The sequence below is a fragment of the Paraburkholderia sp. EB58 genome (assembly GCF_050436665.1).
Lineage (GTDB): Bacteria > Pseudomonadota > Gammaproteobacteria > Burkholderiales > Burkholderiaceae > Paraburkholderia.
The window spans coordinates 107,443-131,678 of the sequence record NZ_JBNDMQ010000008.1 but is presented as its reverse complement, the minus strand read 5'-3'; the positions used below and the strand labels follow the sequence as shown (position 1 = coordinate 131,678).

Below are 24,236 nucleotides of genomic sequence, written 5' to 3'. Positions count from 1 at the left end.
CTCTACTCGGTGTCTATAAAACAGGTATCAGCCCACAGTCGCCTATCGTGGAATACCGGCAGACGTTTCGTAATGCTCACGGCAGAAACAGGCTCATGACGCGACGATGCTTCCGTCAGAACCGTAAATTTCGCAATCGTCGCTTTGCACGCGAGCGCCGAGCTTCTGAGCGATTTGCCACATCTTGCTGAGAATGCTGACATCGGGATTCTTGACGACAACATTGCCGGACCGGAAATCGAACCACGCCATGTTTCCTCCGGCCGTACTGCCGCGATATGCCGTCCAGATGACCAGGCCGTCACTGTCCACACGCAACGCATGTCCATCGGGCAGCTTTGCCTCGGCATAGCCATCGAGCCGCATTTCGTCATCCGTATCTATAAAGGTCTTCCACTCGTAAACACCGATTTCCGGTCCGTCGTCGAACCAGTTCTCTTTGCGCGTGATGTGAACGTCGTATCCCATTTCAGTGGTGACCTGTTAAACCGCGGCGGAGCCAATAACCTCCGCAAATCTTGCAGGGCTCGGCATTGAAAGTCGACGTGTCGCGAGCACCCGCCTTCGCCATTCGCTAGACGTTAGACGTCACAGACCGCATCGCGCCTTGCGGCAGTGCTATCGGATAGCGGTAGGTACGACTGGGCATTACTCAATGCTTTGTTGCCGCGACGGCAGATGCAGTTCCGTCCGAGCGTGTGCGATAAATGCCAAGGGCTGTAGTTGTTGGCTGCCACTCAACCCGTGGACGGCGGTCAGCGACTGGTACGCCGTCGCGGCGTATTGCAGGCCCGCAGTTGTGGCCGCTGAAGCGCTCGCAAAATCTCCTGATTTAATTGCCAGACCAGTCGCAAGCAACGGCACTAATGACCCAAACGCTATCTTCGCCCAGTTCGGCCTCATGGCATCGACTAGCTCGTCTACCTGTTGTCGTGACTCGTCGATTAGCTGCTGAGTCGCAATGAGTCGATGCTCCACATCGTCCAATTCCGCAATTAATGCGCATCGTGCCTCCACGAGTTGACGCAGTGCCGGGAGCAAGTGACCATGACGCTCCTTAAACGCGACCAACTGGTCCAAGGTCACTGATTCGTCGGGAAACGGTAGAAGCGCAGTCAGTACGACCTCCCGAGCCTTCTGCTGGTGCAGCATACGTTCCCCGACTCGTAGTCGACTGCCCCCGCCGAATAAATTCGCAAACGCCAATTTATTTGTCACGGGCGCAGCATCAATTTCGGGGATGCTGCCCAGGCACGATGCGAGGTATGCCATAAAAAGATTGGCGACAGGTTCATCGACGTCGTACCACGCGTAACTCACTCGCGTGGCTAGACCTCGGTCGAGTAGATACTCCGGGATGTTCCCGAGCTTTTCGACATGTATGCGTATGCGTCGCACCTCATGCTTCGTAGGTGACACATGTGTTCTCCCCATCTGCCGGTCTACAAGCTCCACAAAGAGCTTTTCAAACTCGTTGATGTGCTGCAGATACTGTGCCGGAAATAGCTGCTCGACCATGCCTGCCTCCACCAATCGGCGCATGAAGTCGTCCAACGCTTCGGGGCGGTCGATGTACTCCATTGGCACGATAGAAGACAACTTGTCCCAATAGAGTAGGGTCTTGATTGTCCAACGCTCGTTGGGAACCGAGATATATGGAAAATAAAGCGCGTTGTTTCGCATCTTGGGCTTAGAGAATCAGCAGTTCAGGTCGCACATGCTAACAGTCGTTCGCGGAACATGGCTCGCGTCATCCCAGCCATTTTTGACTTATCAGGATAGTATGCAAACTATGAACCTAGGGGCCAGACCTTCCGGGTCTTCAGGAAGCTATCATCAACCATGCACGTATTCAGGTGCTCACCATGTCCCGAAAAAACACCGACGCTGTTTCCTGGACATACCATGTCACAAAGCTCAGAAAAGAGGTATGACAGCCAGCGTACGATGGTCAACGTGTAATACCGCCCGAAGGTTTGGACTAGATGTGTTTGGCCCATTCGAGTTGACGTTGATAGCAGGTCATCCATCGTTTCTTCGTTTTCATTCACGAACCACGAAAAGGTATGGTTGGACAATCTATCACTAAGCATCGTTGCGCGATGATTGACCAGTTTTTCGGGGGGCTTTCCATAATAGTGTTTTCCTAGAATCAGTTCGGCGACCTCCGTCCACCATTTCGAAATCGGCTCAAATTCCTGTCCGAGATTTGGGTCACCAAGAGCTGCAAAATTGGCGTATCGGCCTCGACGAGCATCTGCGAAAGCATCTAGGCAGTCGACGATTTTTGTTGTGATGTCGATTTGCGGTCGTGAATGCTTGAGGACGATGTTATGTCTAACTTGGACTGCATTCGCTGCATCCATTAGGTCAGCGAGTTTATGTCCGAACTTACTGACGACGTTCTGTCGCGGCAGGTTTCCACTGTTCGACAACGCGTAGTCAGCAACTAGCACCAGCTTTGCTAGGCGCTCCAAACCGACAGAGAGGGCGAAGAACGCCGTATAGTATTCGCCTGTCTTGTCTGCGTAGTTCGCCCGTCCTAGCGCCGTTGCACCTGACCCGAGTAGGTGACAGACGAGGGCGGATTCGCGTCGGAGCGCATGCCATTCAGGGAAGTCGGATGGGGATTTAGGTTGGTCCATTATTTGCTCGTTCCTGTGCAGGTGACTGTGCAATAGAGTCTACGGTCGTCTGTGACAGCAAAACCCTAAAAGAACAAGCTGCAAGTTTAGATTCCTCAGCTTCATTCACGGCTTTTGCTGCGGTCCACGAATCATTGATTATCGTTCGCAGGTCATCGCTCAACATTTCCTCTCCATTCGTTTTCCCCAACGGTATTTAACACGCTCGGTACACTAACAACCCGATTTCAATCGGTTCCGAAAGCTCCCATCGGCAAATGACGCATACTGCCGATTCTCAAAGGTCGCTCGCAACAGCCACATCGGAGTCTTCTCGTCAATTCGGCTGGAGAGTCCGACTAAACGAGTCGGAGTCCCTTCCTCATACATTGCCCCGACCTTGCTTTATGACCTCGACGAGCAACGCGTCGGACTATCGCTGCGCGGCCGACCAAACAATCGCAGAGGCCGCGGGAAGATTCTCGCGAATGAGTAGCTCGTTTACGACCACGACTCCGTAATCGAACTGCTCTTGGAGCTCCTCTTGCACATTTTCGTCGCTAAGATTGTCGTCCATCAAAGGCGCCGAAATGCAGACGGCAAGCGCAGCACCCTCAGAAACAGTCAACACAATCGGGACGACTACCGCTCGACCGTCCGACAAGTGAATACAGACATCTCTCTCGATTGATTGCCCGTCCGCCGATTGTCGTTCCAAGTCAGATATCAGCAGACCCTGCGCTCTAGTGGCGCGCGTAACGTCAAACGCCGGCAAGATTCCAGTCAGCAAATACTCAATCAGCTCAACGCCCACGTGCCGGTCGAGCAGGTGGTGCTCCACCTTATTCTTAAAGCTACGCAAGCAGCGGTAACACGAAGCATCGCACTGCTCGGGACAGCTTTTCAGTAGCAAAAGAGCCTTCCTGAACAAGGCGTCTCCAAGCCGTGCAGCTTGCGTCGAGAAACCAGCACCTCCTGGCAAGGTGTCGTAAAGGAAGATTTCCGCTTGTAAACCATCTCGACCAGCGGAATCCATGGTCAACGCCGGCCGGAACTCGGCCATGACTTCACCAGGTTCGATGTCCAGTAGCTGGCATGCCGCTTTCGCAAGAGCTTCGCTGACGGTCCTCAGAGCAACTCCGGTTGGGTATGTTCCAGGTTTCAGAATCAGTGGATGGTCCACACGCAGCGAAAATAATGCTACGTCCGAGATGAAATCTGTCCCCAACACTAAATTTCTGTATGCGTAGTCGCCCGGACATGTTGAGTCGTCGTCGGGATACGGCTTCACATGTGGCATGAAAAGCTTGGGTTCGGGTGTTGTTGTCGCTTCAATGCATCCGCAGGCGACGCAATGTGTGTAACCCTGCTTTTCGGGACCAGTATTGGAGACGAGCAGGTGCTGCCGAGAAGCCATCACCCTTATTCGACCGTTCACACGCCCCCAGGCGTCACCATCCGCAGGCGTCACCATCGTGAGCTTCGCTCGCGTGGCGTAGCTTGTCTGCGGCATGTCGTCTGGTGAAGTAACTTCCTGTTCGTAGTTGGGGTGCGCAAAACCAGGAGGTCTCAACCAATATCGCGCTGGCCCAAATGTGTCGTGTCCCCCGCATGCAGGGCAGTCAGCAACTGCTTTTAGCTCTACGCCTGCCCCGATTGGCTTGGTGTCCGCGAAACCACACCGGTTGCACTCACGATAAAGCTTTCGCTTCCGAAACGCATCAAAGCGCTCCGAAATTATCGGAGAGTAAATTGCTCCCGACGTGTAGCACTTTCCCGAAATCCAAACCTGCTTGTCGGGTGCATACTGAGAGAGCGCAATTGGCAGACTCTGAGAGGGTGCAAACTTCATAACATGCCTGAAGCTGGTTGACCTGGAGCGGTCGAACACTGAGAATGTGGCTACGTCGGTAGGAAACGCATACCTTGGAAGAACACCACAGTACAAGAGCCTGTCGAGAAGCTTATCTGAAGCATCGATACGAGGGGGCGAGTCCTCATCCACCTCAGGTGCCACTTCCGGCTCGGTTGCTGGGTCATCCTCCTCGCCACCGACGTCTGCGGCCCGCACGCTCTCGTCCCCATCAGTGCTTAAAGCTTCATCGACCGCGCTGAGGCAGTCGCTAATCATACCGTCCAGCAGACTGTCGGCATCGTCCGGCGCTAACTCGGTCGGCAACCATTTCTTTATCCGCGCTCTCAGAGCATCTTGGTTCGTCACCAACCATGTTTCGAAGTCGGTCCGGTTGAGTCGTCCGTTCTCAGACCTGAACCCAGCCACTGAACCAAGTACCGAAAATAGGTTCGAAGGACTCTGGTCGTCGAACTGAGGGATTCGGTCGCGATGGTACGCTTGCAGCAGATACGCGCGGAGATGACGCCTCGTTAGTTCCGGATTGTCCAGCGTCAATACCGGGTCAATCACCGGACCACGAATCATCTCCTTCGCATTCGAAAAATAATGCTCATCGTGACTGTCGGCACTGCCAAAGGCAATCACAGTCGCTACCGCGTTTCCTCGACGTCCGGCACGGCCGGCGCGCTGTTGATAGTTCGAACGGGCGGGAGGCATATTCCTGAGAGCAACTCCCGATAGAGCACCAATATCGATACCGACCTCCATCGTCGTTGTACTCGAAAGCACGTCAATTGCGGTATTGCTTGTTTCCTGACCGGGAAGCGACAACTGAACATCCTGGAAAAGCAATTCGTTCTCTTCTGCCTTCGAGAAGACGTCCTCGCTTTGTGGCGCGTTAAGCTGTGCCGTGTGCTCTGCCGCAATTAGGGCTGTTGGATAAACGGGCGGCTGAGCGAACGCCGCCTGCACGGGCGAGCGGTAATATCCCTTGCGCGCATTGAATACCAAGTCGCTGTCCGGGAGAAGCGGCAAGACATCGGTACTTCCGCAATCGAGGCAATGGTGAAGCGTCGTCACTGGTCGATGTACAGACTTGCATGCGTTGCAGCGCACCCACGCACCGTCGAGCCGCAAAGTAAGAGTCTTTCCTTCCAGTCTCCTCGCGCCACCCCCCTGGTCAGACGTGAATTCGCTTTGAAGCACAGGCAGCCATTTAGTCTCAAATAATTTGCGGCTTGCCGGTTCTGGCAAGACTTTATCCATTGCCTTGAATTTCGACTTCTGCGAGAGCACACTTGTCCCGCTGGAGCGGGAGCGAAGCCACCACGCCGCTGGCATTGCATTTAGCCAAAACCCACGCCGATGCCAACACCGAAGCCAGGCCTCGATGAGCGTTATCTTGTCTTCAGCGTTCTCGGCGACACCCGGAATCGTAGGCAGCGAATTCGCTACGGTACGTCTGTCCTCTCGAACGGCGATTGAAGCGAGTGCAAGTGCCGCAAGGCCCAAGTGTCTATCAGTGATTGACTTGTAGATGTCGTCAAGCAACGCAACCGGTGGGCTCTCAACTCTGACGTCAATCCAAAGTGATTGCATAGCAACTACGTCGTTTAGGGCATCGTGCTCGCGAATGGCCTTATCGACTTGGCTTTGTACAGCCATCGATTCGCCGGCCGACAACTCGGGCCTGAGCCTGACTCCCATAACATTGGCTGCCAATAGGACCGAAAGGTAGGCGTCTTCGAGGCTCAACTTTGCTCGGACTGCGGGGAACGACTGAAGCTTTCTAAACCCCCAAATCAGTAGTGGGCGCAACGAATCACGCGTTGAGTACATCTGCAGGTTCGGCGCCAGCCTTGCGGCGACTTGACGCGAATCGGAGAAAACCAGCACCTTCCGTCCACGAAGAGGTGCGAAAGAGGTTGCTGGTTTTGTGCTCGGAGGCTGAATCTGAATCTGCTTCGATACGAGCGATTGAAACGGCTGGTCACCCTTTGTTTGATGGTCTTGAACGCTTGTACGAGCGAACGCAGCGCTTGTTCCACATACACCACATGGAACGAAAAGGCCTCGTGCCTCAAGCCGGGCGTCTTGCTCACCTTCCTCATTCGACGCAGGCTGAAGCCTGTCCTTCCTTATAAATACCTGACGCACACGGTCGGACTGCACGTGCGAGTTCAGCCTGCCCGTGTCCAGGTCGTAGGATGCAGGCTCGACCTTGTCGAACTGTTTAGGCTCTTCTAGCAGCAAATCAAGCGGATTTAGCGGCGAGACTTCGCTGCTCTCCATGCGCAGCCGCTTACCCGGGTCATTCCAAAGCGCGTCAGGCTCTTCTACGCTGTCGGAATATGCGCGTCCGTACGCTGAGCCACAATTTCGGCACGTGAAGAGTTCCAATACCTGAGAGCCACATCCGCAACGTTGACGCGGTTGACTATAAATCCGACCACAAACCGCGCTGCGGTGCGTTTCGCTTGTAAGTTCGGTACACGCCGGGTTTATGCAGGCCCACAACCCTGGCAGACCTCGGTAAAAATTATGTATTCGACATGGCAGCAGCGCGTTGCCGTCATGATGCTCACGGGCAACGCTACCCAAACTCATCAATGCCGTTAACGCTGACTCGGTGTGCTGAGTCTGAACGCCAGGGAACAGCAGCTCTCCAAGCTCCGCAACGGCATGCGCCTCACGCATCGTGGTATTGATAAGTCGACCTAGCGGATTGAAATCCTTCAGCGCCCTGTATAAGTCAGAATCCAAGTCCTCCGTTGGCTCGACTTCACGATACGAGAGAAACTCCTTGACCGAATTTATGCGGGTCACACTATCACTTGAATAGTAGTCGGCGAGGCTGACCGTTGCGAGGGCCGCAGCGTCCGCTTTAGTGCCAACCTCTGATGCCTCGGCAAGCTTCAGGTGTCCGGTGATAGGAACAAACGTCTCTTCCGAAACACCGGAAAGCTGCGCACCGAAACTCGGCGCATATTTCTCATCGGAAAAGCTCGCGGTCGCGCAGATTACTTGGAATCGGTCCGCGTCGATATCGAATCGGTCCCGCAAACGCCTAAGGAGAAGGCCAACTTCAGCGCCAGCGGCGCCTCTGTATAAGTGAGCTTCGTCGAGGACAACGAGGAACTTCTCTGTCGGGTTAGCTTTGAGCCAGTCGCTAGTTCTGTCAAAGATGGTCCGCTCAATCGGCCGCATCAACATGTACTCGAGCATCGAGTAGTTTGTTACGAGCAGGTCGGGTGGCGCCGCTTGGACTTCGTGTCGCGTAATTAACTCGGAATCCGCAGGCAACGTGACAGCCCTCTTAAATTCCCCGTCCTTCCCCGCCCAGCGCGAGCCCTTATCTCCGAACCATTCCGTCAGGTCCGGCTTTGCCGGCCACTTACCCTTTGCCTTGAGCTCCGCACGCAGTTGTGCGGCCCTCGCCTGCTCATGCGATGGTTCTTCATTCGCCAGCCGTTCAGTTTCAACGAAGAATGCTTCGAAGGATTTGAACTTGGTTTGGTCTCTCTTTGCGGTGCGTACGCCGGCGTATGGAGTCCTGCTCGTGTAGCGCGCAAACCTTGGGGGGCGTCCACACCATTCGTTAAATCTGCTGACGACTCGAGCATCGCCGAAAATTGACCGTAAGCGTCCCAATTGGTCGTTAACCAGCGCGTTCATCGGATAAAGAATCATCGCGCGCATGGCTGGTTGGCCACCAAAAGAGCCTGGTCGTTCCGTTGCCTCCTTTGCAAACTTACCCAATATTGGCATGAGAAACGACTCTGTCTTTCCCGACCCCGTGCCAGTCATAATCACGAGATTCTTGCCTTCTACCTGTGACAGCCGCAAAGCTTCGCTCTGGTGGATGTACGGGGGATTGTGAAGTACTTGTGGATGACTGCCTTGATTTTCAGATAGCGCTGTCAACACCTCCACCGCGCCCTTCGACAATCCGGGAATTGACTCGAACCGCTTTCCACTTTGATAGCGAGGTGTAGATTCCAAGTACGGAATCTGATGAATGACCCCCGGCCGTTCCAGCAAATCACGTCGCTGAGCGATTAGCGCTGGATGACTGATGTGATATGTCGCCTCGATGTAGTCTCGAAGCGAGGCGTGAAGTTGCTCTATTGTTTGCTGGATGGATTCGGCCACGGTCTCTCTTCCTCGGAATTTTAAGTTGTTAGATTTAGTCCCAATCTACTCGTCAGATACTCGATTTCTGGAGCCACAAGATGTCTAGAAATCAAAAATGCTAGCAAGGCACCGGTAAAGCTCACTTGGTCCCCCACGGTCTCAAGCCGTCGAACCATCCACAGCGGGAGTGGTGAGTCAAAAGTGAGCAAGATGCCGTCTGCGTGCTGGCTAGCTTGAAAGTCTTGGGGATGACCTGAAGCTTGGTCCAACGCCATCTGCAACCGCCATGCTTCGTCACAACCCCTATAAGTGCTTCCCGCGAGCGGGAAGTCCAGCAGCTTTTCTGGTCTTCCAGCAGCTAGTTCGACGTAACCCCAGATGTCGGCACCATAAGCCTGTGCGCGTCGACATACGTAACGACCACTTTGCAGAGTGGGAGCAGTCCATCTCTTTCGGTACGAGAGCGTGTGCTGGTTGGTATCGATGATTCGAAGTTCGTCTATCTCGCCGGAAGGCTGTTTAGTGGCCAGTTGAGCTTCGATTTGTCGCACATATTCAGTCGGAGTCGTTAGTCGAGGCAACCGGAGCCACGTTTCCAACGATTGCTCTTGAAATCCTGCAGCAAGAAGTTGGGACCGAATGTCTTCGTCCACCTCAGCTTGCAGCACACGGCTTGCGCCTTTGAGGCGCACTCGAGATTTCAGCGATTGCGGTAGGGGCAATGAGTCCTCGGCCGCCAATCCGAGGATGTTGAAAATCGTGTCCGTGCGTGCTACGAATGACGGCGGCGCTGCAAAGGCCCACGTTCGGGGCGTGCTATCGTCGGCTACGGTTACCTGAGAGAGTTCAAGTAAATCACCGACGACGTGCATAGCTTCCAGGACGTGCTCGACTCGCCCCTGCAACGCGACGCGGTCTGGAACGAGGCTGTCCAAGCTCTCAAGCAATACCGTCCGCAACGTCGCTGGAGAGCAAGGGCAATGAAATCCAGCTATTCGACGCAAAGATGCAGCGATGAACTCATCATCCAAAGGAAGGTCCGTCGCCGACTTGGGCGCGATGCCTAGGTTTTCTCTCGCTGCGAGCGTAGCCTCCAACGCGGTCAATTGGACAATCATGGTGCCCACTTTTCAATTTTTTCTTTACTCATGCCATCACTTAAGACGACGAGCAATCTTGCCGCCCTGACTAGTTCTGGCATCGTTTGCAGAGCGGTTATCTTCTCTGATGAGGTCGGCCCCAGCAGTTCCGCAATAGTTGCAGGTCGAGCGGCTAGCCCTAAGGCAGTTGATGATAGCTCCGGGTCACCGCACACTTGAAAACGTGCAGCCTGTCGATGAAACCGTTCGCAGCTTTCGACGAACGAATCGGTGACGATTTGATTTTTGTTGTTTGACAGGGCGATGCCAAACGACACGTTTTTATACACGGCTTCTTCTAAGCACCGTTGCAGGTCAGAGCTTACGCCGTCGGCACGCAGTCGCTTTTCGTATGAGGCCCAACGCCGGCCACACATATAGGCAAAAAGATAGGCTTGCAAATCGGCTACGACAATTTCCCTTCGTTGATTGGCAAGCGGCCCGAATGCGCGGGCTCGGGACCAATCTTTGATGGACTCAAGTAGTCGTGCGAGGGCACCATTCTGTCCGAGGTCCATTTGCAATGACGGATGAACAGCCAGCCCATCGAGTCCGGCCTTTATCCATGCGCTGGCTACGATACATGCGCGGAGGCCGCCACATTCGGCAACGTACAACCCACCCTGTCCATCAGGCACCAGCGAATTGCTTTCTGCAGCAAATTCTGCTTTACGAGCGACTCCCGCGCATTCAAATGAACTAAAGCTGACTGTCGCCGGTGTTTCACGGTCACCGTCGTCAATAAGTTGAATTTCAAGCGTCTTACTTCCTCTCGCGTACCATCGGAGAGGAGAGAGTGTGTGTTTTAAGACGACCCTGAAGGTTCCTAACTCGTCTCCGTCAATTACCAAGCGACTGCCGCTTGCGGTCGAATAGTGGTAAGGGTCTTTGAGGTTTTCAAGATGTCGCGTTAGCAATGCCGCGCAAGTTGCACGGTTAGCTGGCAGACGAACGGAACCGATGTGGTCGGACGATAAAACCTTACCGGACCCGTCTAATAGTTCAAGTCTGCAATCGACATTACGCCCAGTGGGACCTGCAACTGATATCGCCACTTGCCCAGCAAGAAGCCCGTCGAGGGTCGGTTCGAGACGCTCGCAAGAAACGATGAAGCCGCGATGAGAGACACTACCCGGGACCCATGCGTGCGGTCGTCTAATGAGTATGCTCAGTTTCGCATGACTTGTAACTATACGGCCGACCGCTCCTTGTTCATCAATCTTGTGTTGCGCGGTCACACTGAGAGAATGGACGCCGATGGGCAATTGTCCGATGCTTGCGAAAACGGGCTGACCATCAGTCCTTGGGGTAATAGGAATCGCTGCCTGTTGACCAACGCGCATCGACAAGGATTGACACGAGCCATCATGTGATACGCCTATGATTGGCGACTCGTGCGACAACCATTCAACTGAACCGTCAACTGCCCATCGTCTAGGAGGCGTACCAACAGGCCAGATTCTCAGGAACCTTTCAATCCCCACGTCGAGGGTGGCCAGAATACGCAGTGCTTCTGGGGGCGTACTAGAGGTAACCTTGATTTCAGTTAGCGAAATTCCTGCGGAGTCTGTCCGCAATGTTCGGAAAAACTCGCCTGTCTCGCTTGCGTTACTGCGCAGAAGAATATATTCGGTATCAAGTTGCACGACCCGGTTCGGCACTTGTACAGCGGTTCCATCGGGTCGTAATCTGAAAAGCCAACTAGGACCAGCGGTTATATGACATTCGCCGTCCAAGATGTACTGTAGGCCGGTGTCGGCTTTGTCAATCTGAATAAGAGATTTTGACGGCTCAGGCCATGACGTCAGGCGTTTTCGGTATGGGCCGTACAGCAGCCACCCCGGCGCGCTCCATGCCCCCGCTGTCCCCAAGACCTTCGCGCGACTCGAGCGTAAAAGGGTCGCCAGGCGCGGGTTTAGTTTAGCTATTGAATCGAAGGATGGAATCTCGACGAAGGGTACCCAATCATCTTGCCTTTCTCGAAACAGCAAGAGCTGAGGTGTCACGCTCTTCACGGCAACGCGGTCGCTCTTCGTCTCTTGGAATCGATTGATAGCCTGCGAATCGACTGGAAATCTGGCTTGGGAAGCAAGCTTCAATTTGACCGAGTCTATCGTCGACCTCGTCTCCTGCAACCACACTTTTGCTTGGCGTTGCTTCTCAAGGTCTGCGAGGATTCTACGGATAGTTCCATCCTGTAGCCAGCGATTCGACGTTTCGCCCGACGGAGCAAGCAGACCCAGAATGATTCTTCCGGCTAGTTCAGGCTGCTCGAGGAAATTCCGAAGGCGGGCTGAGGCGTCGTAGGCGGACGCAGCGATGAGATTCCCGACTTCTTCCGGCGACTCGTTCGCGAACTGCGCTATCGAATAGCGCTCCTCGTACAGAATTTTGGCCAACTGTCCTTGTAGGTCCTTTGGAAGGATTGCATGCGTGATTGGCCACGAAATGATTGAAAACTGGGTGGCCCAAGGACCAGCGGGCCGAGCACCACGATATGACTTATGGAAGCGAAGAAACCACTGCCTAAGCGACTGGCGACGGTCAATTTGTAATCGCCACCGTGGTGTCCGTTGCTCAAAGGAAGGCCAATACTCTTGGCCGTCGTAGTCATAGCCGAGTTCGGTCGCGTAGATGACCCAAAGCAACCAATGGGGTGACAGTCGGTCGTCTCGCACCAAGCTTTGCCTCAGCCGGTCTCCCAGCGCTGAAACCGCCTGAGCATCGAGGCCGTGCTCTATGGCAAAGACTGGTAGTCCTTCTGCGTCACGCTGCGCGGCAACTGACTTAAAGTGAGTCTCAAGCTCGCGCTGATAGTTATCAAGGATTGGGTCCACGAAAGTACCTTTTAACCCACGCGGCTCGTGGTCTCGACTGCCGTTCCCCCTGTCCGGCCCCTATGACCAGTTCCTTGAATCAGTCCCAGCAAGCCCTCTTTATTCCACTGTCTAAAATCCGGCATGCGTTCGGCCCGACCCACCATCCATCGCTCAACGCCCAATCTTCCGACTTCCTCGGCAGTCAGTAGAGACTTTATGTTCGGTCGCTTTTCTTTACCGGCAAGGATACGCAAACTATTTGCCGCTGTTTCGCACAGGAATACTTCCCGCTGTATCCCATGTTTCAACATATCCTGCTTGAAGCCCAGCGAATTGAGTGCAGCTCTCACGGTACGAAGTCTCCAGTTCGGACCTTGACCAAATGCATGCAAATCCGCATAGCCGTGCTGGATACCTCGCAGGTAGTCACGCATTTCTTCGAATAAGTCGTCCGGGATATGGAAATGCCCCCAGCCGCCTGTGTATCCAATTGACCGAAAATACGTCGTCCCGTTGAGCTTCAGCCGGTTATACACCGATGAGCGCCCCATAGATGACGATGTAGTTATCGCCAACAGCCGAGCGTGTTTTTCCTCTCCAGAAATGATGCCCGTCGTTCCGCCGTACGTTCGCGTGAAATCGTTGTAGACGTCCCGCGTCCGAAGAAGAGACGCTACCAACTTTCCACCAAGCAGTGCGTTGTACGGCGGGACCGAACCCAACACATATGCGTCCATTACGCACACGAGCCGGTTGGCTCTGTCCGCTACAGTCCAACCAATCAAGTCATCGCGGACAGCTAGATTGTAGACAGGGTCGCCGATTGCCACTATTCCGATGAGCTTGCCATTGGACTCATCCCACACAAGATATCGGATACGCCGACCAAAGCCTGCCGAAACGGGCACTGACCATGTGAGCGATGCGAGTCGGAAGAGATTCGACTCCCAAGTACCCCCGCTTACTCTCTGAAGAACTGGCTTAATTCTGCCTACATCGACCTCGCCACCTGAAGCAAAGTAATCTTGCATCCGCGGCAAATTCGCGTCAATAAATCCCGTATTCTCAGCGAGTAGGTCAAGCCGCTGCTGTCGATGTAGCGTTCTGACAGTGTCCTTACCAGCGTCTGGAAGCACAAGCGACCCATCCTCGGCTCGATTGAACCCAAGTTTTGATAGGTGCGAACGCAGGCGCCGCTTAATGCGCGCCTCGACTGTAAAGGCCTTACTTGCCGGCTTTAGGCTCATTTATCCGGTCCATTGAAAAAAATACTAAAGTAAAGTTTTAGTGCGGCACGGCGGATTGGAAAAACGCCAGTTTGGAGTACGAGTTGGATATGCGAAGCCGAAACCGCTGGCGGCTTGCTTTCAACAAAGGATTGTGGCGCTTCGTCCACGGTAACCGTCGCAATAAACGCACGCGTCATCGACGGGACTGGCCCGCGAGATTTCGCGCACCGAGTTTGCGTTCTTTCGCCATCCCCGATGGTTTCGCCACACCCCAACAAGTCTGCCCCCGGAATATTGTAATAAACAATTTCACTTCGCTTCTTACGGGCAAAGCGCCATATTGTGCTTGCGGCGCGGTAGAAGACAAAAGTAACTTCGTGCCGTCCGACGCCGGGATTGATTATCCGCCTAACGCGACCGAGTGTAGTAAATAAAGGGATACGCCCCACGTGAAACTTCTAGCACGGCGCGTTTTCCATTCTGGTTTCCCGTTGCACTAAATCCAAGGAAATTTCTAGTACAACGAGAGCCGTACATGGTGCGTCGCTGAGCCCGTCTCGGGATGCCAACTGGCGCAACGCGCGGACCGCCTCAGCGCAACGTCGCCAGATGATTGCTGTCGACCAGCGGTGCGAGTTCGTCCCACCGGGTACCTCGCAATAACGAGGATAGTGACTCGTCGAGCTTCCCCCATTGCCACAGTGTCAAATGCTTGAACCTGCCGAGATACGCCTGATGCAAGTCCCTTTCCGCTTGTACGTCCGCGTGTCGCTTCACGACCCGCCCCGGGTCTAGGCGCGGCATATGAGCGAATATCCACAAGAGCTTGAACTGTCGACGATGGTAGAGCGTCAAATTCGGAGGATACGTGTGTGCGTCCTCTTTGGACCGGCCGCCGATAACCTGCCGGTCACGACGGTTGGCCCCCACAAGACGCGTGTCGAACTCTTCTTCGGTGCAGTAACTCCACGCCACAGCCAAGCACGTAAGTAGCACGTACCGCCAGCGGTACCGCTCGGATTCGGGGGACTGTGCAATCATACGGTCGGTGTCGGCCAAGGCATGCGCCCGCTCCAGCACCTTATCAAGGGAATTGCCCTTAAACCTTCGCCAGTTGGCGTACCCCTCTGCCGGCAGGTTCATAACAGAGATGACCTTCTCGCGCACTTCTTCGATGCTTGTTACTTCGGGTAAGACGCCTCCCCAAAACAGGCGCTGTAAGTGAAGCACGAGCGGCACCATCCCGTCTTTTGCCTGTCTATCGAGACGGGACTGCTCCGACAGCTCCAAGTGACAACGGTTCACCGCCGCGTTGAGCATTAGCCGCGCGAACAGGGAGTCCTTGTTCGACGAAGGAGCGTCCATGACAGTACCTAGCGCTTCGTCCAAAATTCGGCTTACAGACGTGACCTCCTTGCTCCCACCAACCGCAAATGAAAGCATCAAGAAGTCCTGCAGCTTGTAGATTACAGATACCGCCTTGACGTCGGGCATGCAGCCGTCAGATAGAAAACAAGGCGACAGCAGTTCGCCATATACGTCGCTCTCGTGCTTTGGCAGAAGGTTGTAGAGCAGTTCCAGATACTGCAGCCGGTAATCCGCCAATTCCCGAACCTTCTCGGGAGCCTGCGTCCGTTCATAAGCTGCAAGATAGTTGCTCTTTTCCCATGTGCCGTCCCACTCAATCATTAGTTGAGTCGACCACTGAGTGGACCAGCGCGCCATATGAGCGCACACGCCACTGTACTGATTGAATAGTAACCGGCGCTCCAAGCCAGGCAAGCCGCGGGAGTATTGCTTGTAAGCGTCCCAGCCTAAAATACCGCGCAAGGAGGAACGTATTTTTCGAGGCAGCACAGTCCCGCCATACTCGGAAGTCGTCTCGCCGGCCATATCTTTCTCCCCGTTTTTTAGGCCAATTTCATAGGAGTTTTCATGGCAGCTTGCTGCAACTGCACATGGGCCTGTCGACAAATCGTTGCGCCGTTTGCCACATGGCGATGGTATTCCACAATCTCCACCGCGCGTCTCATTGCATCGGTGTATGTCGAGGCCATGCCGGCGTGAAGCACTTGCGCGGCCACCGCCCCAAGCACGTCGGGCTCGGGGAAATCGCGTAGCGCTCTGTCGATGTGATAGCCCTCGTTCCCGGCGGCCCAGACGATGTTGACTGATTTCAGCATGTTTTTGCTCCTGAGTGTGCGAGGCCACAACGACCTTGCTGAACGCATTGTCGGAAATTGTGGCGACTAGAAGGGGACAGTTTTTCGCACTGAACTCAAGTGCCACACGAGTCGGACCAAAATCGATGGTACCGGGCAACTAGAGAAACCGTTCGATAGTCACCCGGTCCGGAGTCAGGAGTTCGCCGACCTCTGTGCCTTCGTCTACCACGAAGCGGTCGAAGACGTTGACACCTCACTGCCTACACCGACGATGAGATTCGCCCTGAAACGCGGCACTCCACTCTGAGCACCTGCGGTTCTTCGCTATACCTGTCCTCGAAGATATACAGATATATGGGGGCATATTTTTGTAGTTATGCGCCTGCATACTTTCGCGGCACTAACGGCTGGTACGAAGGTCGTTTGGGGCGGAGAAAAGGGTAGGCATCGCTCGCGTCGCGACAAGAATTGGTGGTTCGCGAGCGACAGCAATTGATTAACTGCAAAGCGACGCCCGTCGCACCGCTGACGATACCCACCTGGTTGTTGCCACGGAATCAGGCCCCTGACTAACCGAAAGCGCGCCATGCCGAGGTTCTGGGAAGGTTGTGGAGGTTCCAGTCTACCGGTTCGCCGCCCGGCTTTTTCGGGCAAAACAGCTGCAGCAGTTGACGCACGCTTATACCGGGAAGAAGAAGCGTTCCGTGGAGGCTCCAGCCCCACGATTGCTCTCAAAGCCGGAGGTCGAGGGCACAGATTTTTTGCCGATTACACAGAGCACCGCGAAAGCGTTCCGCGCCACATCCAGCAACGGTTTGAGGCGATTTTGACCCTCTCCACGGAACGCATTTATGTGAGGTCACGGAACGCTTTCATTTGGTGCGAACAATTTGACCTTCGCTACCCCACCGTCACAGACTTCGCCAAATACCGCTCGACAAGCACGTTTCAATCGTTGCCACGATGCAGCTAAACAGACTGTTTTTTGAGACTAAACATGGCAGTCTAAGGCCTCGGACCTGGCATGGCAGTTAATTCGGCTTAGGCGCCCACCCCACACGGGTTTTGAGCGCATTCAACCACGTGCACTAAGCCGATATGACGGAGGTGACTAAGCCGATATTTTTACGTCTCACAACAACGGCGCACCGATCCGCGCACTCCAATTCCACCCTCACAGACTTCGCTACATTCCGCGGAATCTCCACGCCCGCCAATACCGCCTTCCTTCCAACCCCAATTTCCGATTAGAAAATCCACGAGGCAAACTCAGGCGGAGTCCACATGGTGAAAAATCCATGACGGACTCTATTCTTTCATGACGGACTTTATTCTCTCGGATCAGTATTTCGATAGCTCATCCAGCCGAGGCTGAGAGCCCCCCCTTAGCGGTGCGATGGTGATTGGACCGTCCGTCGGTTGCAGAGCGATCTACGCTCTCACCACTTCGATATTTCACATTGTGGAGAGACGTAACACTTTTTATTCGCAAGTGACACTTTTTATTTCCAGGATCAGGACGGCGACGGGGCGACGCCGCACACTCCATCATTTACTTGACATCTAAACTATCGAGGGCTAAATTACTTTCAAGATTCCAACCGGAGTGCCAGCATGCGTATCGTCTGTATCGGGGGAGGCCCCGCCGGCCTGTACTTTGGGCTGTTGATGAAGGGCCGCAATCCGGAGAACGAGGTCACGGTCATCGAACGCAACCGGCCTTACGACACCTTCGGCTGGGGCGTGGTGTTCTCGGACCAGACGCTCGGCAACCTGCGCGCGGCCGACGCACCAAGTGCCGACGCGATTCTCGACGCCTTCAACCACTGGGACGACATCGAGATCAATTTCCGTGGCCAGCAGGTCCGCTCGTCGGGTCACGGCTTCTGCGGCATCGGCCGCAAACGCCTCCTGAACATCCTGCAGGCGCGTTGCGAAGATCTCGGCGTCAAGCTGGTCTTCGAAACCCAGGTGACGGACGACGCCGCCTACGAAGCCGACCTGATCATCGCCTGCGACGGTGCCAATAGCGCGATTCGTCAGAAGTATGCGGCGACTTACCAGCCGGATATCGACATGCGCGATTGCCGCTTCGTCTGGCTCGGTACAAAAAAGCTCTTCGACGCATTCACCTTCGCCTTCGAAGAGACCGAATGGGGCTGGTTCCAGGCCCACGCCTACCGGTTCGACGATCAGACCTCCACCTTCATCGTTGAAACGCCGGAGCGCGTGTGGCGCGCGGCCGGTCTCGACGAAATGAGCAAGGAAGACAGCATCGCCTTCTGCGAGAAGCTGTTTGCGAAGTATCTGGACGGCAACCCCTTGCTGTCGAACGCCGCGCATTTACGCGGCTCGTCGCAATGGATTCGCTTTCCGCGCGTGGTCAACCAGGAATGGGTGCACTGGCGCACCAACGCCAACGGCGCGCAGCCCACACCCATCGTGCTGATGGGCGACGCCGCACACACGGCCCACTTCTCGATCGGCTCGGGCACCAAGCTCGCACTTGAAGATTCGATCGAACTCGCCAACAGTATCGGCGAACATCCCGGCGATCTGGCCGCCGCGCTCAAGCATTACACCGAAGTGCGCAGCGTCGGCGTGTTGCGCATTCAAAACGCGGCACGCAATTCGACGGAGTGGTTCGAGCATGTCGACCGCTATACGTCGTTCGAGCCGGAACAGTTCGCCTATTCGCTGCTGACACGCTCGCAGCGCATCTCGCACGAAAACCTGCGTGAGCGCGACGCGCAGTACCTGTCCGGATTCGAAGACTGGCTCGCGACACGCTCCGGCATTGAACGCGCGCCGGCAAAGCATTCCGTGCCGCCGATGTTCACGCCGTTCCGTCTGCGCGGCGTGACGCTCAAGAATCGCGTGGTGGTCTCGCCGATGGCGCAATACTCCGCCGTCGACGGTGTCGCGGGCGACTACCACCTGATGCATCTCGGCGCGCGCGCCATGGGTGGTGCCGGGCTGGTGATGACGGAGATGACCTGCGTGTCGCCGGATGCCCGTATCACGCCGGGCTGCCCCGGCATGTACACGCCGGCACATCTCGCCGCATGGAAGCGCATCGTCCATTTGGTGCACGCGCAATCGGACGCGAAGATCGGCATGCAACTCGGACATGCAGGCGCCAAAGCCTCCACGCGCGTGAGTTGGGAAGGTATCGATCAGCCGTTGCCTGACGGCAACTGGCCGCTCGTATCGGCCTCGCCGCAGCAGTATCTGCATGGCGTCAGCCAATGGTCGCGCGAGGCGAGCCTCGACGATCTGCGTGAAATCGAAGCGCAATTCGTCCGTTCAACCGAGATGGCGGCCGAGGCCGGCTTCGACTGGCTTGAACTGCACTGCGCCCACGGCTATTTCCTCTCCAGCTTCCTCTCGCCGCTCACCAATCAGCGCAGCGACGAATACGGCGGCTCGCTGCAAAACCGGCTGCGCTATCCGCTGCAAGTCTTCGCCGCGATCCGCAAGGTCTGGCCGCAAGATAAGCCCATCTCGGTGCGGATCTCCGCGCACGACTGGGTAGACGGCGGCACCACGCCGGACGACGCAGTGGAAATTGCACGGGCGTTCAAAGCTGCCGGCGCCGACATGATCGACGTCTCGTCGGGCCAGGTCATCAAGGCCGAAAAACCGGTGTATGGCCGCATGTTCCAGACGCCGTTCGCCGATCGCATCCGCAACGAAGCTGGTATCGCGACAATTGCCGTCGGCGCGATTTCCGAAGCCGATCACGTGAACAGCATTATCGCCGCCGGCCGCGCGGATCTCTGCGCGGTGGCGCGGCCACATCTGGCCAATCCTTCATGGACCCTTAACGAAGCCGCGAAGATCGGCTACTTCGACGTGATGTGGCCAAAGCAATACGCCGCGGCGAAATCGCAACTGGAACGCAACCTGGAACGCGAACGCGCACAGGTCGCGGCAAACGCGGGGCTGTCGCCGCAAGAACGCGCGCAACGCGCAGAAGGAACCGTGTGAATACCGAGACCTCCACGCTGGCCGGAAAACATGCCGTCGTCACGGGCGGCGGCAGCGGAATTGGCGCAGCCACCGCCGCAGCGCTGGTGCGTGCCGGCGCACGGGTGACGTTGATGGGTCGCGACGCTGCGCGTCTTGCCGCGCAGCGTGACGCGTTAAACGCCCTGAGCGCGACGGCAGGCACAGCAAGCGAACTCGCCTGCATCGCGGTAGACGTCACACAGGAAGCCGCCGTCGCTGCTGCATTCGAGCAAGCGGGTTCTGTCGACATCCTGATCAATAACGCGGGCCAGGCTCAAGCGGCTCCGTTCACACAGACCGATATGGCGCTCTGGCAACGCATGCTCGACGTCAACCTGACCGGCGTGTTCCTGTGCACGCGCGCCGTGCTGCCCGGCATGCTCGAACGCGGCTATGGCCGCATCGTCAACGTCGCCAGCACCGCAGGGCAGATCGGCTATGCCTACGTCGCCGCGTATTGCGCGGCCAAGCACGGCGTGATCGGCCTGACCCGTTCGCTCGCGCTCGAAGTCGCGACGAAGGGCATCACCGTCAACGCAGTCTGTCCCGGCTATACCGAGACTGAACTGCTACGCGCTTCGCTCGACCAGATCACCAGCAAAACGTCGCGCAGCGAGCAGGAAGCGCGCAGCATCCTGCTGCGCAACAACCCGCAACAGCGCTTTGTCGCGCCGGAAGAAGTCGCCAATGCCGCACTGTGGCTTTGCATGCCAGGCTCCGCGGCTATCACCGGCCAATCCATTTCCGTCTCCGGGGGAGAAGTCACATGACCCGTGCAGCTAGCGCTAAAAAGCCCGCATCCACAGATGCAAAGCCGCCGCGCAAAGGTGTCGCCAAGCCTGCGGAGAATGTGGTCGATATGGAAATGAGCACCGGCGCCGACAGCCATATGGGCCTGCGTCTATGGCTGCGTATGCTCACCACCACCAACCTCGTGCAGGCCGAACTGCGCAAACGGCTGCGCACCGAGTTCGATACGACGCTGCCGCGCTTCGACCTGATGGCTCAGCTCGAACGTCATCCCGAGGGGCTCAAGATGACCGAGCTCTCACGGCGTCTGATGGTAACGGGCGGCAACGTGACCGGCATTACCGATCAGCTCGAAAAGGAAAGCCTCGTTGTTCGCGATGCCGATCCGAACGATCGCCGCTCGATCAGCGTGCGCCTGACACCCGAAGGTCGCGCGCTATTCGACCGGATGGCGATAGCGCATGAACAGTGGGTCGTCGAAATGTTCGGCGGCCTGAGCCTCGACGAGAAGTCACGCACGCATCAGCGTCTGGGCAAGCTCAAGAAACATCTGCTCGACAACCTCAAGGGTTGAGCGGCACCGAACTGGAGGAGATATCCATGACATCATCCCACGTCGACGCACTGCTTGCCGGCAATCGCGTCACGCTGGCGGGCTATGAAGCGAAGCACTTCGGCTGGTCAGTCAGCGCCAAGGTGGCAACGATCACGCTGAACCGCCCCGAACGAAAAAACCCGCTCACGTTCGAATCGTATGCCGAGTTGCGCGACCTGTTTCGCCAGCTCGCGTACGCAACGGATGTGAAAGCCGTGGTGATCCACGGTGCGGGCGGCAACTTCTGCTCGGGCGGCGATGTCCACGACATCATCGCGCCGCTGATCGATCTGCCGATGCCCGAGCTGCTGCTGTTCACTCGCATGACGGGCGATCTGGTGAAAGCGATGCGCCACTGCCCGCAGCCTGTCGTTGCCGCCGTTGATGGCGTCTGTGCAGGCGCAGGCGCCATTCTGGCCATGGCGTCCGACTTACGACTGGGCACCGCGCGCAGCAAGCTCGCGTTCCTGTTTTCGCGTGTTGGCCTCGCAGGCTGCGATATGGGCGCGTGCTCGATCTTGCCGCGCATCATCGGTCAAGGACGTGCGTCCGAACTGCTCTTCACCGGTCGCTCGGCAAGCGGCGACGAAGGTCATGCCTGGGGCTTCTATAACCGCTTGTGCGAACCCGATGCCTTGCTCGACGAAGCCGCGAAACTGGCCGCTGAACTCGTTGCTGGACCGACCTTCGCGCACGGCATCACCAAGAAGATGCTGCACCAGGAATGGAGCATGAGCATCGACGAAGCGATCGAATCCGAGGCGCAAGCCCAGGCCATCTGCATGAGCACGCACGACTTCGAACGCGCGTATCGCGCGTTTGCGGCGAAAACGCGTCCAGTATTCGAAGGAGACTGACTTGAGCACTTCCGGCAAGATCGATCTGCACAGCGCGCTGGCGTGGCCGTTCTTCGAAGACCGCCACCGCGAACTCGCCGCAGGCGTCGAAGCATGGTGCGGCAAGCATCTCGCTGACGCCAGCCACGGCGAGGACGTCGACGCAACCTGCCGCCATCTGGTGCGCGAACTCGGTGCAGCGGGCTGGCTTAAATACGGCGTCGGCGGCACTGCGTACGGCGGCCACGGCGACACCATCGATACGCGTGCCGTCTGCCTGCTGCGTGAAACGCTCGCGAAACATTCAGGACTCGCAGACTTCGCGCTCGCCATGCAAGGGCTCGGGTCAGGCGCCATCTCGCTTGGCGGTACGCACGAACAGAAGCAACGTTACCTGCCGCGTGTGGCGAATGGCACTGCCATCGCTGCATTCGCGCTGTCCGAACCGGAAGCAGGATCGGACGTCGCGGCCATGGCGTTGTCAGCCCGAGCCGACGGCGACGCCTATTTCCTCGACGGCGACAAAACGTGGATCTCCAACGGCGGCATCGCCGATTTCTACGTGGTATTCGCCAGAACCGGCGAAGCGCCCGGCGCGCGCGGCATCAGCGCTTTCATTGTCGACGCCGATACACCGGGCCTCGAAATCGCCGAGCGCATCGACGTGATCGCGCCGCATCCGCTAGCACGCCTGCACTTTGTGGGCGCACGCGTGCCGCGCAGCCAGATGCTGGGTGCGCCTGGCGAAGGCTTCAAACTGGCGATGCGCACGCTCGATATTTTCCGCACCTCGGTGGCGGCGGCATCGCTAGGTTTTGCGCGGCATGCGATGGCCGAAGGCATCAAACGCGCCGCCTCCCGCAAAATGTTCGGCCAGACACTGGGCGATTTTCAGTTGACCCAGGCAAAGCTCGCGCAGATGGCGCTGACCATCGACAGCAGTGCCCTGCTCGTCTATCGAGCCGCCTGGCTGCGCGATCAAGGCGAAAACGTCACGCGCGAAGCCGCGATGGCGAAGTGGCATGCCAGCGAAGGCGCGCAACAGGTGATCGACGCAGCTGTTCAGCTTTGGGGCGGCATGGGCGTGCAAAGCGGCACCGCCGTCGAAATGCTCTATCGCGAGATTCGCGCGCTGCGCATCTACGAAGGCGCGACGGAAGTGCAGCAACTGATCGTAGGCCGGGATCTGTTGAAGGCCTACGCTGCCGCGCAACAGGACAGCAAGTCATGAGCGCGACATTCGACATGCCGGTGCGCATCCGCTTTTCTCATTGCGACCCGGCGGGCATCGTGTTCTTTCCGCAGTACCTGGTACTGACCAATGCGCTGGTCGAAGACTGGTTCACCGAATGTCTACACGTCGATTACGCGCACATGATCGGCGAGCGCCGGATAGGCTTGCCGATCGTCAAGCTCGACTGCGAGTTTTCGCGGCCAAGCCGCATGGGCGAGACCATCACGCTCGCGCTGACCGTGAGTTCAATTGGTCAACGTTCGATTCGTATCGGCATTGTGGGCCATTGCCAGAACGAAGTGCGCTTTCGCGCGCATCAGGTGCTGGTGACGACTTCGCTCGAAACCGGCCAGTCCATCGATATTCCCGACGACATCGCGAGTGCACTCGCGACCTTCGCCCCACCGCCTGCCCTCACCGACGAGCCACGCTCATGAAAAAACCTCTCCTCCCTGCCGGCTGGATCAAACCGCGCGGCTATGCGAATGGTGTCGCTGCCGTCGGCACCCAGGTGTTTATCGCCGGTCAGATCGGCTGGGATGCCGAGGCGCGCTTCCAGTCGACCGACTTTGCCGCCCAGGCGATTCAAGCCCTGAAGAACGTCGTCGCCGTGCTGCACGAAGCGGGCGGCCAACCGGCCCACCTCGTGCGCATGACCTGGTATGTGACGGACAAGCGCGAATACCTCGCCGCGCTTAAAGACATCGGCCGCGCGTTTCGTGAGCTGATCGGCGACTACGACATTGCGATGAGCGCGGTTCAGGTGGTCGCCCTGATCGAAGACGAAGCCAAGGTCGAAATCGAAGCCACCGCAGTGATCCCCCACGAAGCCCACTAACCGTTCG

At 56.7% G+C, this 24,236-nt stretch carries 16 protein-coding genes; 7 read left to right on the top strand and 9 right to left on the bottom strand.

Annotation, left to right across the window (positions count from 1 at the left end; genetic code table 11):
- Positions 1-93 precede the first annotated feature (93 nt).
- The 9 genes from P3T40_RS14035 to P3T40_RS13995 all read right to left on the bottom strand — a co-directional run bounded on the left by P3T40_RS14035 (position 94) and on the right by P3T40_RS13995 (position 15,983).
- Positions 94-468 (bottom strand): hypothetical protein, encoded by a 375-nt coding sequence (locus P3T40_RS14035; protein ID WP_429268310.1) that lies wholly within the window; start codon positions 466-468, stop codon positions 94-96.
- 180 nt (positions 469-648) lie between these two features.
- Positions 649-1,683 carry a DUF6236 family protein gene (locus P3T40_RS14030; protein ID WP_429268309.1) on the bottom strand — a complete coding sequence of 345 codons (1,035 nt, stop codon included), beginning with the start codon at positions 1,681-1,683 and terminating at the stop codon, positions 649-651.
- Between the two features lie 107 nt (positions 1,684-1,790).
- Complete coding sequence (locus P3T40_RS14025) at positions 1,791-2,645, bottom strand: hypothetical protein (RefSeq protein ID WP_429268308.1); 855 nt, start codon at positions 2,643-2,645, stop codon at positions 1,791-1,793.
- A gap of 412 nt (positions 2,646-3,057) precedes the next feature.
- A complete protein-coding gene (locus P3T40_RS14020; RefSeq protein WP_429268307.1) occupies positions 3,058-8,631 on the bottom strand; it encodes a DEAD/DEAH box helicase in 5,574 nt (1,857 codons plus the stop codon).
- A 20-nt stretch (positions 8,632-8,651) separates the two neighbouring features.
- Complete coding sequence (locus P3T40_RS14015; RefSeq protein ID WP_429268306.1) at positions 8,652-9,644, bottom strand: hypothetical protein; 993 nt, start codon at positions 9,642-9,644, stop codon at positions 8,652-8,654.
- An 83-nt stretch (positions 9,645-9,727) separates the two neighbouring features.
- Complete coding sequence (locus P3T40_RS14010) at positions 9,728-12,589, bottom strand: hypothetical protein (protein WP_429268305.1); 2,862 nt, start codon at positions 12,587-12,589, stop codon at positions 9,728-9,730.
- Between the two features lie 11 nt (positions 12,590-12,600).
- Positions 12,601-13,818 carry a Druantia anti-phage system protein DruA gene (locus tag P3T40_RS14005; protein ID WP_429268304.1) on the bottom strand — a complete coding sequence of 406 codons (1,218 nt, stop codon included), beginning with the start codon at positions 13,816-13,818 and terminating at the stop codon, positions 12,601-12,603.
- 573 nt (positions 13,819-14,391) lie between these two features.
- Positions 14,392-15,693, bottom strand: a complete 1,302-nt coding sequence (locus P3T40_RS14000) for a hypothetical protein (RefSeq protein WP_429268303.1) — start codon at positions 15,691-15,693, stop codon at positions 14,392-14,394.
- Positions 15,694-15,710: 17 nt separating this feature from the next.
- Positions 15,711-15,983, bottom strand: coding sequence for a hypothetical protein (locus P3T40_RS13995; RefSeq protein ID WP_429268302.1), 273 nt, complete (start codon positions 15,981-15,983; stop codon positions 15,711-15,713).
- Positions 15,984-17,579: 1,596 nt separating this feature from the next.
- Between P3T40_RS13995 and P3T40_RS13990 the strand changes: the two genes are divergently transcribed.
- Genes P3T40_RS13990 through P3T40_RS13960 form a run of 7 tightly spaced genes read left to right on the top strand, consistent with a single transcriptional unit; the run spans position 17,580 to position 24,229 of the window.
- Positions 17,580-19,955 (top strand): bifunctional salicylyl-CoA 5-hydroxylase/oxidoreductase, encoded by a 2,376-nt coding sequence (locus tag P3T40_RS13990; protein WP_429268301.1) that lies wholly within the window; start codon positions 17,580-17,582, stop codon positions 19,953-19,955.
- Complete coding sequence (locus P3T40_RS13985) at positions 19,952-20,746, top strand: SDR family NAD(P)-dependent oxidoreductase (RefSeq protein WP_429268300.1); 795 nt, start codon at positions 19,952-19,954, stop codon at positions 20,744-20,746. Before P3T40_RS13990 ends, P3T40_RS13985 begins: the two co-directional genes overlap by 4 nt.
- A complete protein-coding gene (locus P3T40_RS13980) occupies positions 20,743-21,300 on the top strand; it encodes a MarR family winged helix-turn-helix transcriptional regulator (RefSeq protein WP_429268299.1) in 558 nt (185 codons plus the stop codon). Before P3T40_RS13985 ends, P3T40_RS13980 begins: the two co-directional genes overlap by 4 nt.
- A gap of 26 nt (positions 21,301-21,326) precedes the next feature.
- A complete protein-coding gene (locus P3T40_RS13975; protein ID WP_429268298.1) occupies positions 21,327-22,178 on the top strand; it encodes an enoyl-CoA hydratase family protein in 852 nt (283 codons plus the stop codon).
- A 1-nt stretch (position 22,179) separates the two neighbouring features.
- Positions 22,180-23,388: an acyl-CoA dehydrogenase family protein gene (locus P3T40_RS13970; protein WP_429268297.1), complete on the top strand. Its 1,209-nt coding sequence runs from the start codon at positions 22,180-22,182 to the stop codon at positions 23,386-23,388.
- The gene (locus P3T40_RS13965; protein WP_429268296.1) at positions 23,385-23,828 is read left to right on the top strand and encodes an acyl-CoA thioesterase; all 444 of its coding nucleotides are present in this window, start codon (positions 23,385-23,387) and stop codon (positions 23,826-23,828) included. Before P3T40_RS13970 ends, P3T40_RS13965 begins: the two co-directional genes overlap by 4 nt.
- Complete coding sequence (locus tag P3T40_RS13960) at positions 23,825-24,229, top strand: RidA family protein (protein WP_429268295.1); 405 nt, start codon at positions 23,825-23,827, stop codon at positions 24,227-24,229. Before P3T40_RS13965 ends, P3T40_RS13960 begins: the two co-directional genes overlap by 4 nt.
- Positions 24,230-24,236: the final 7 nt, after the last annotated feature.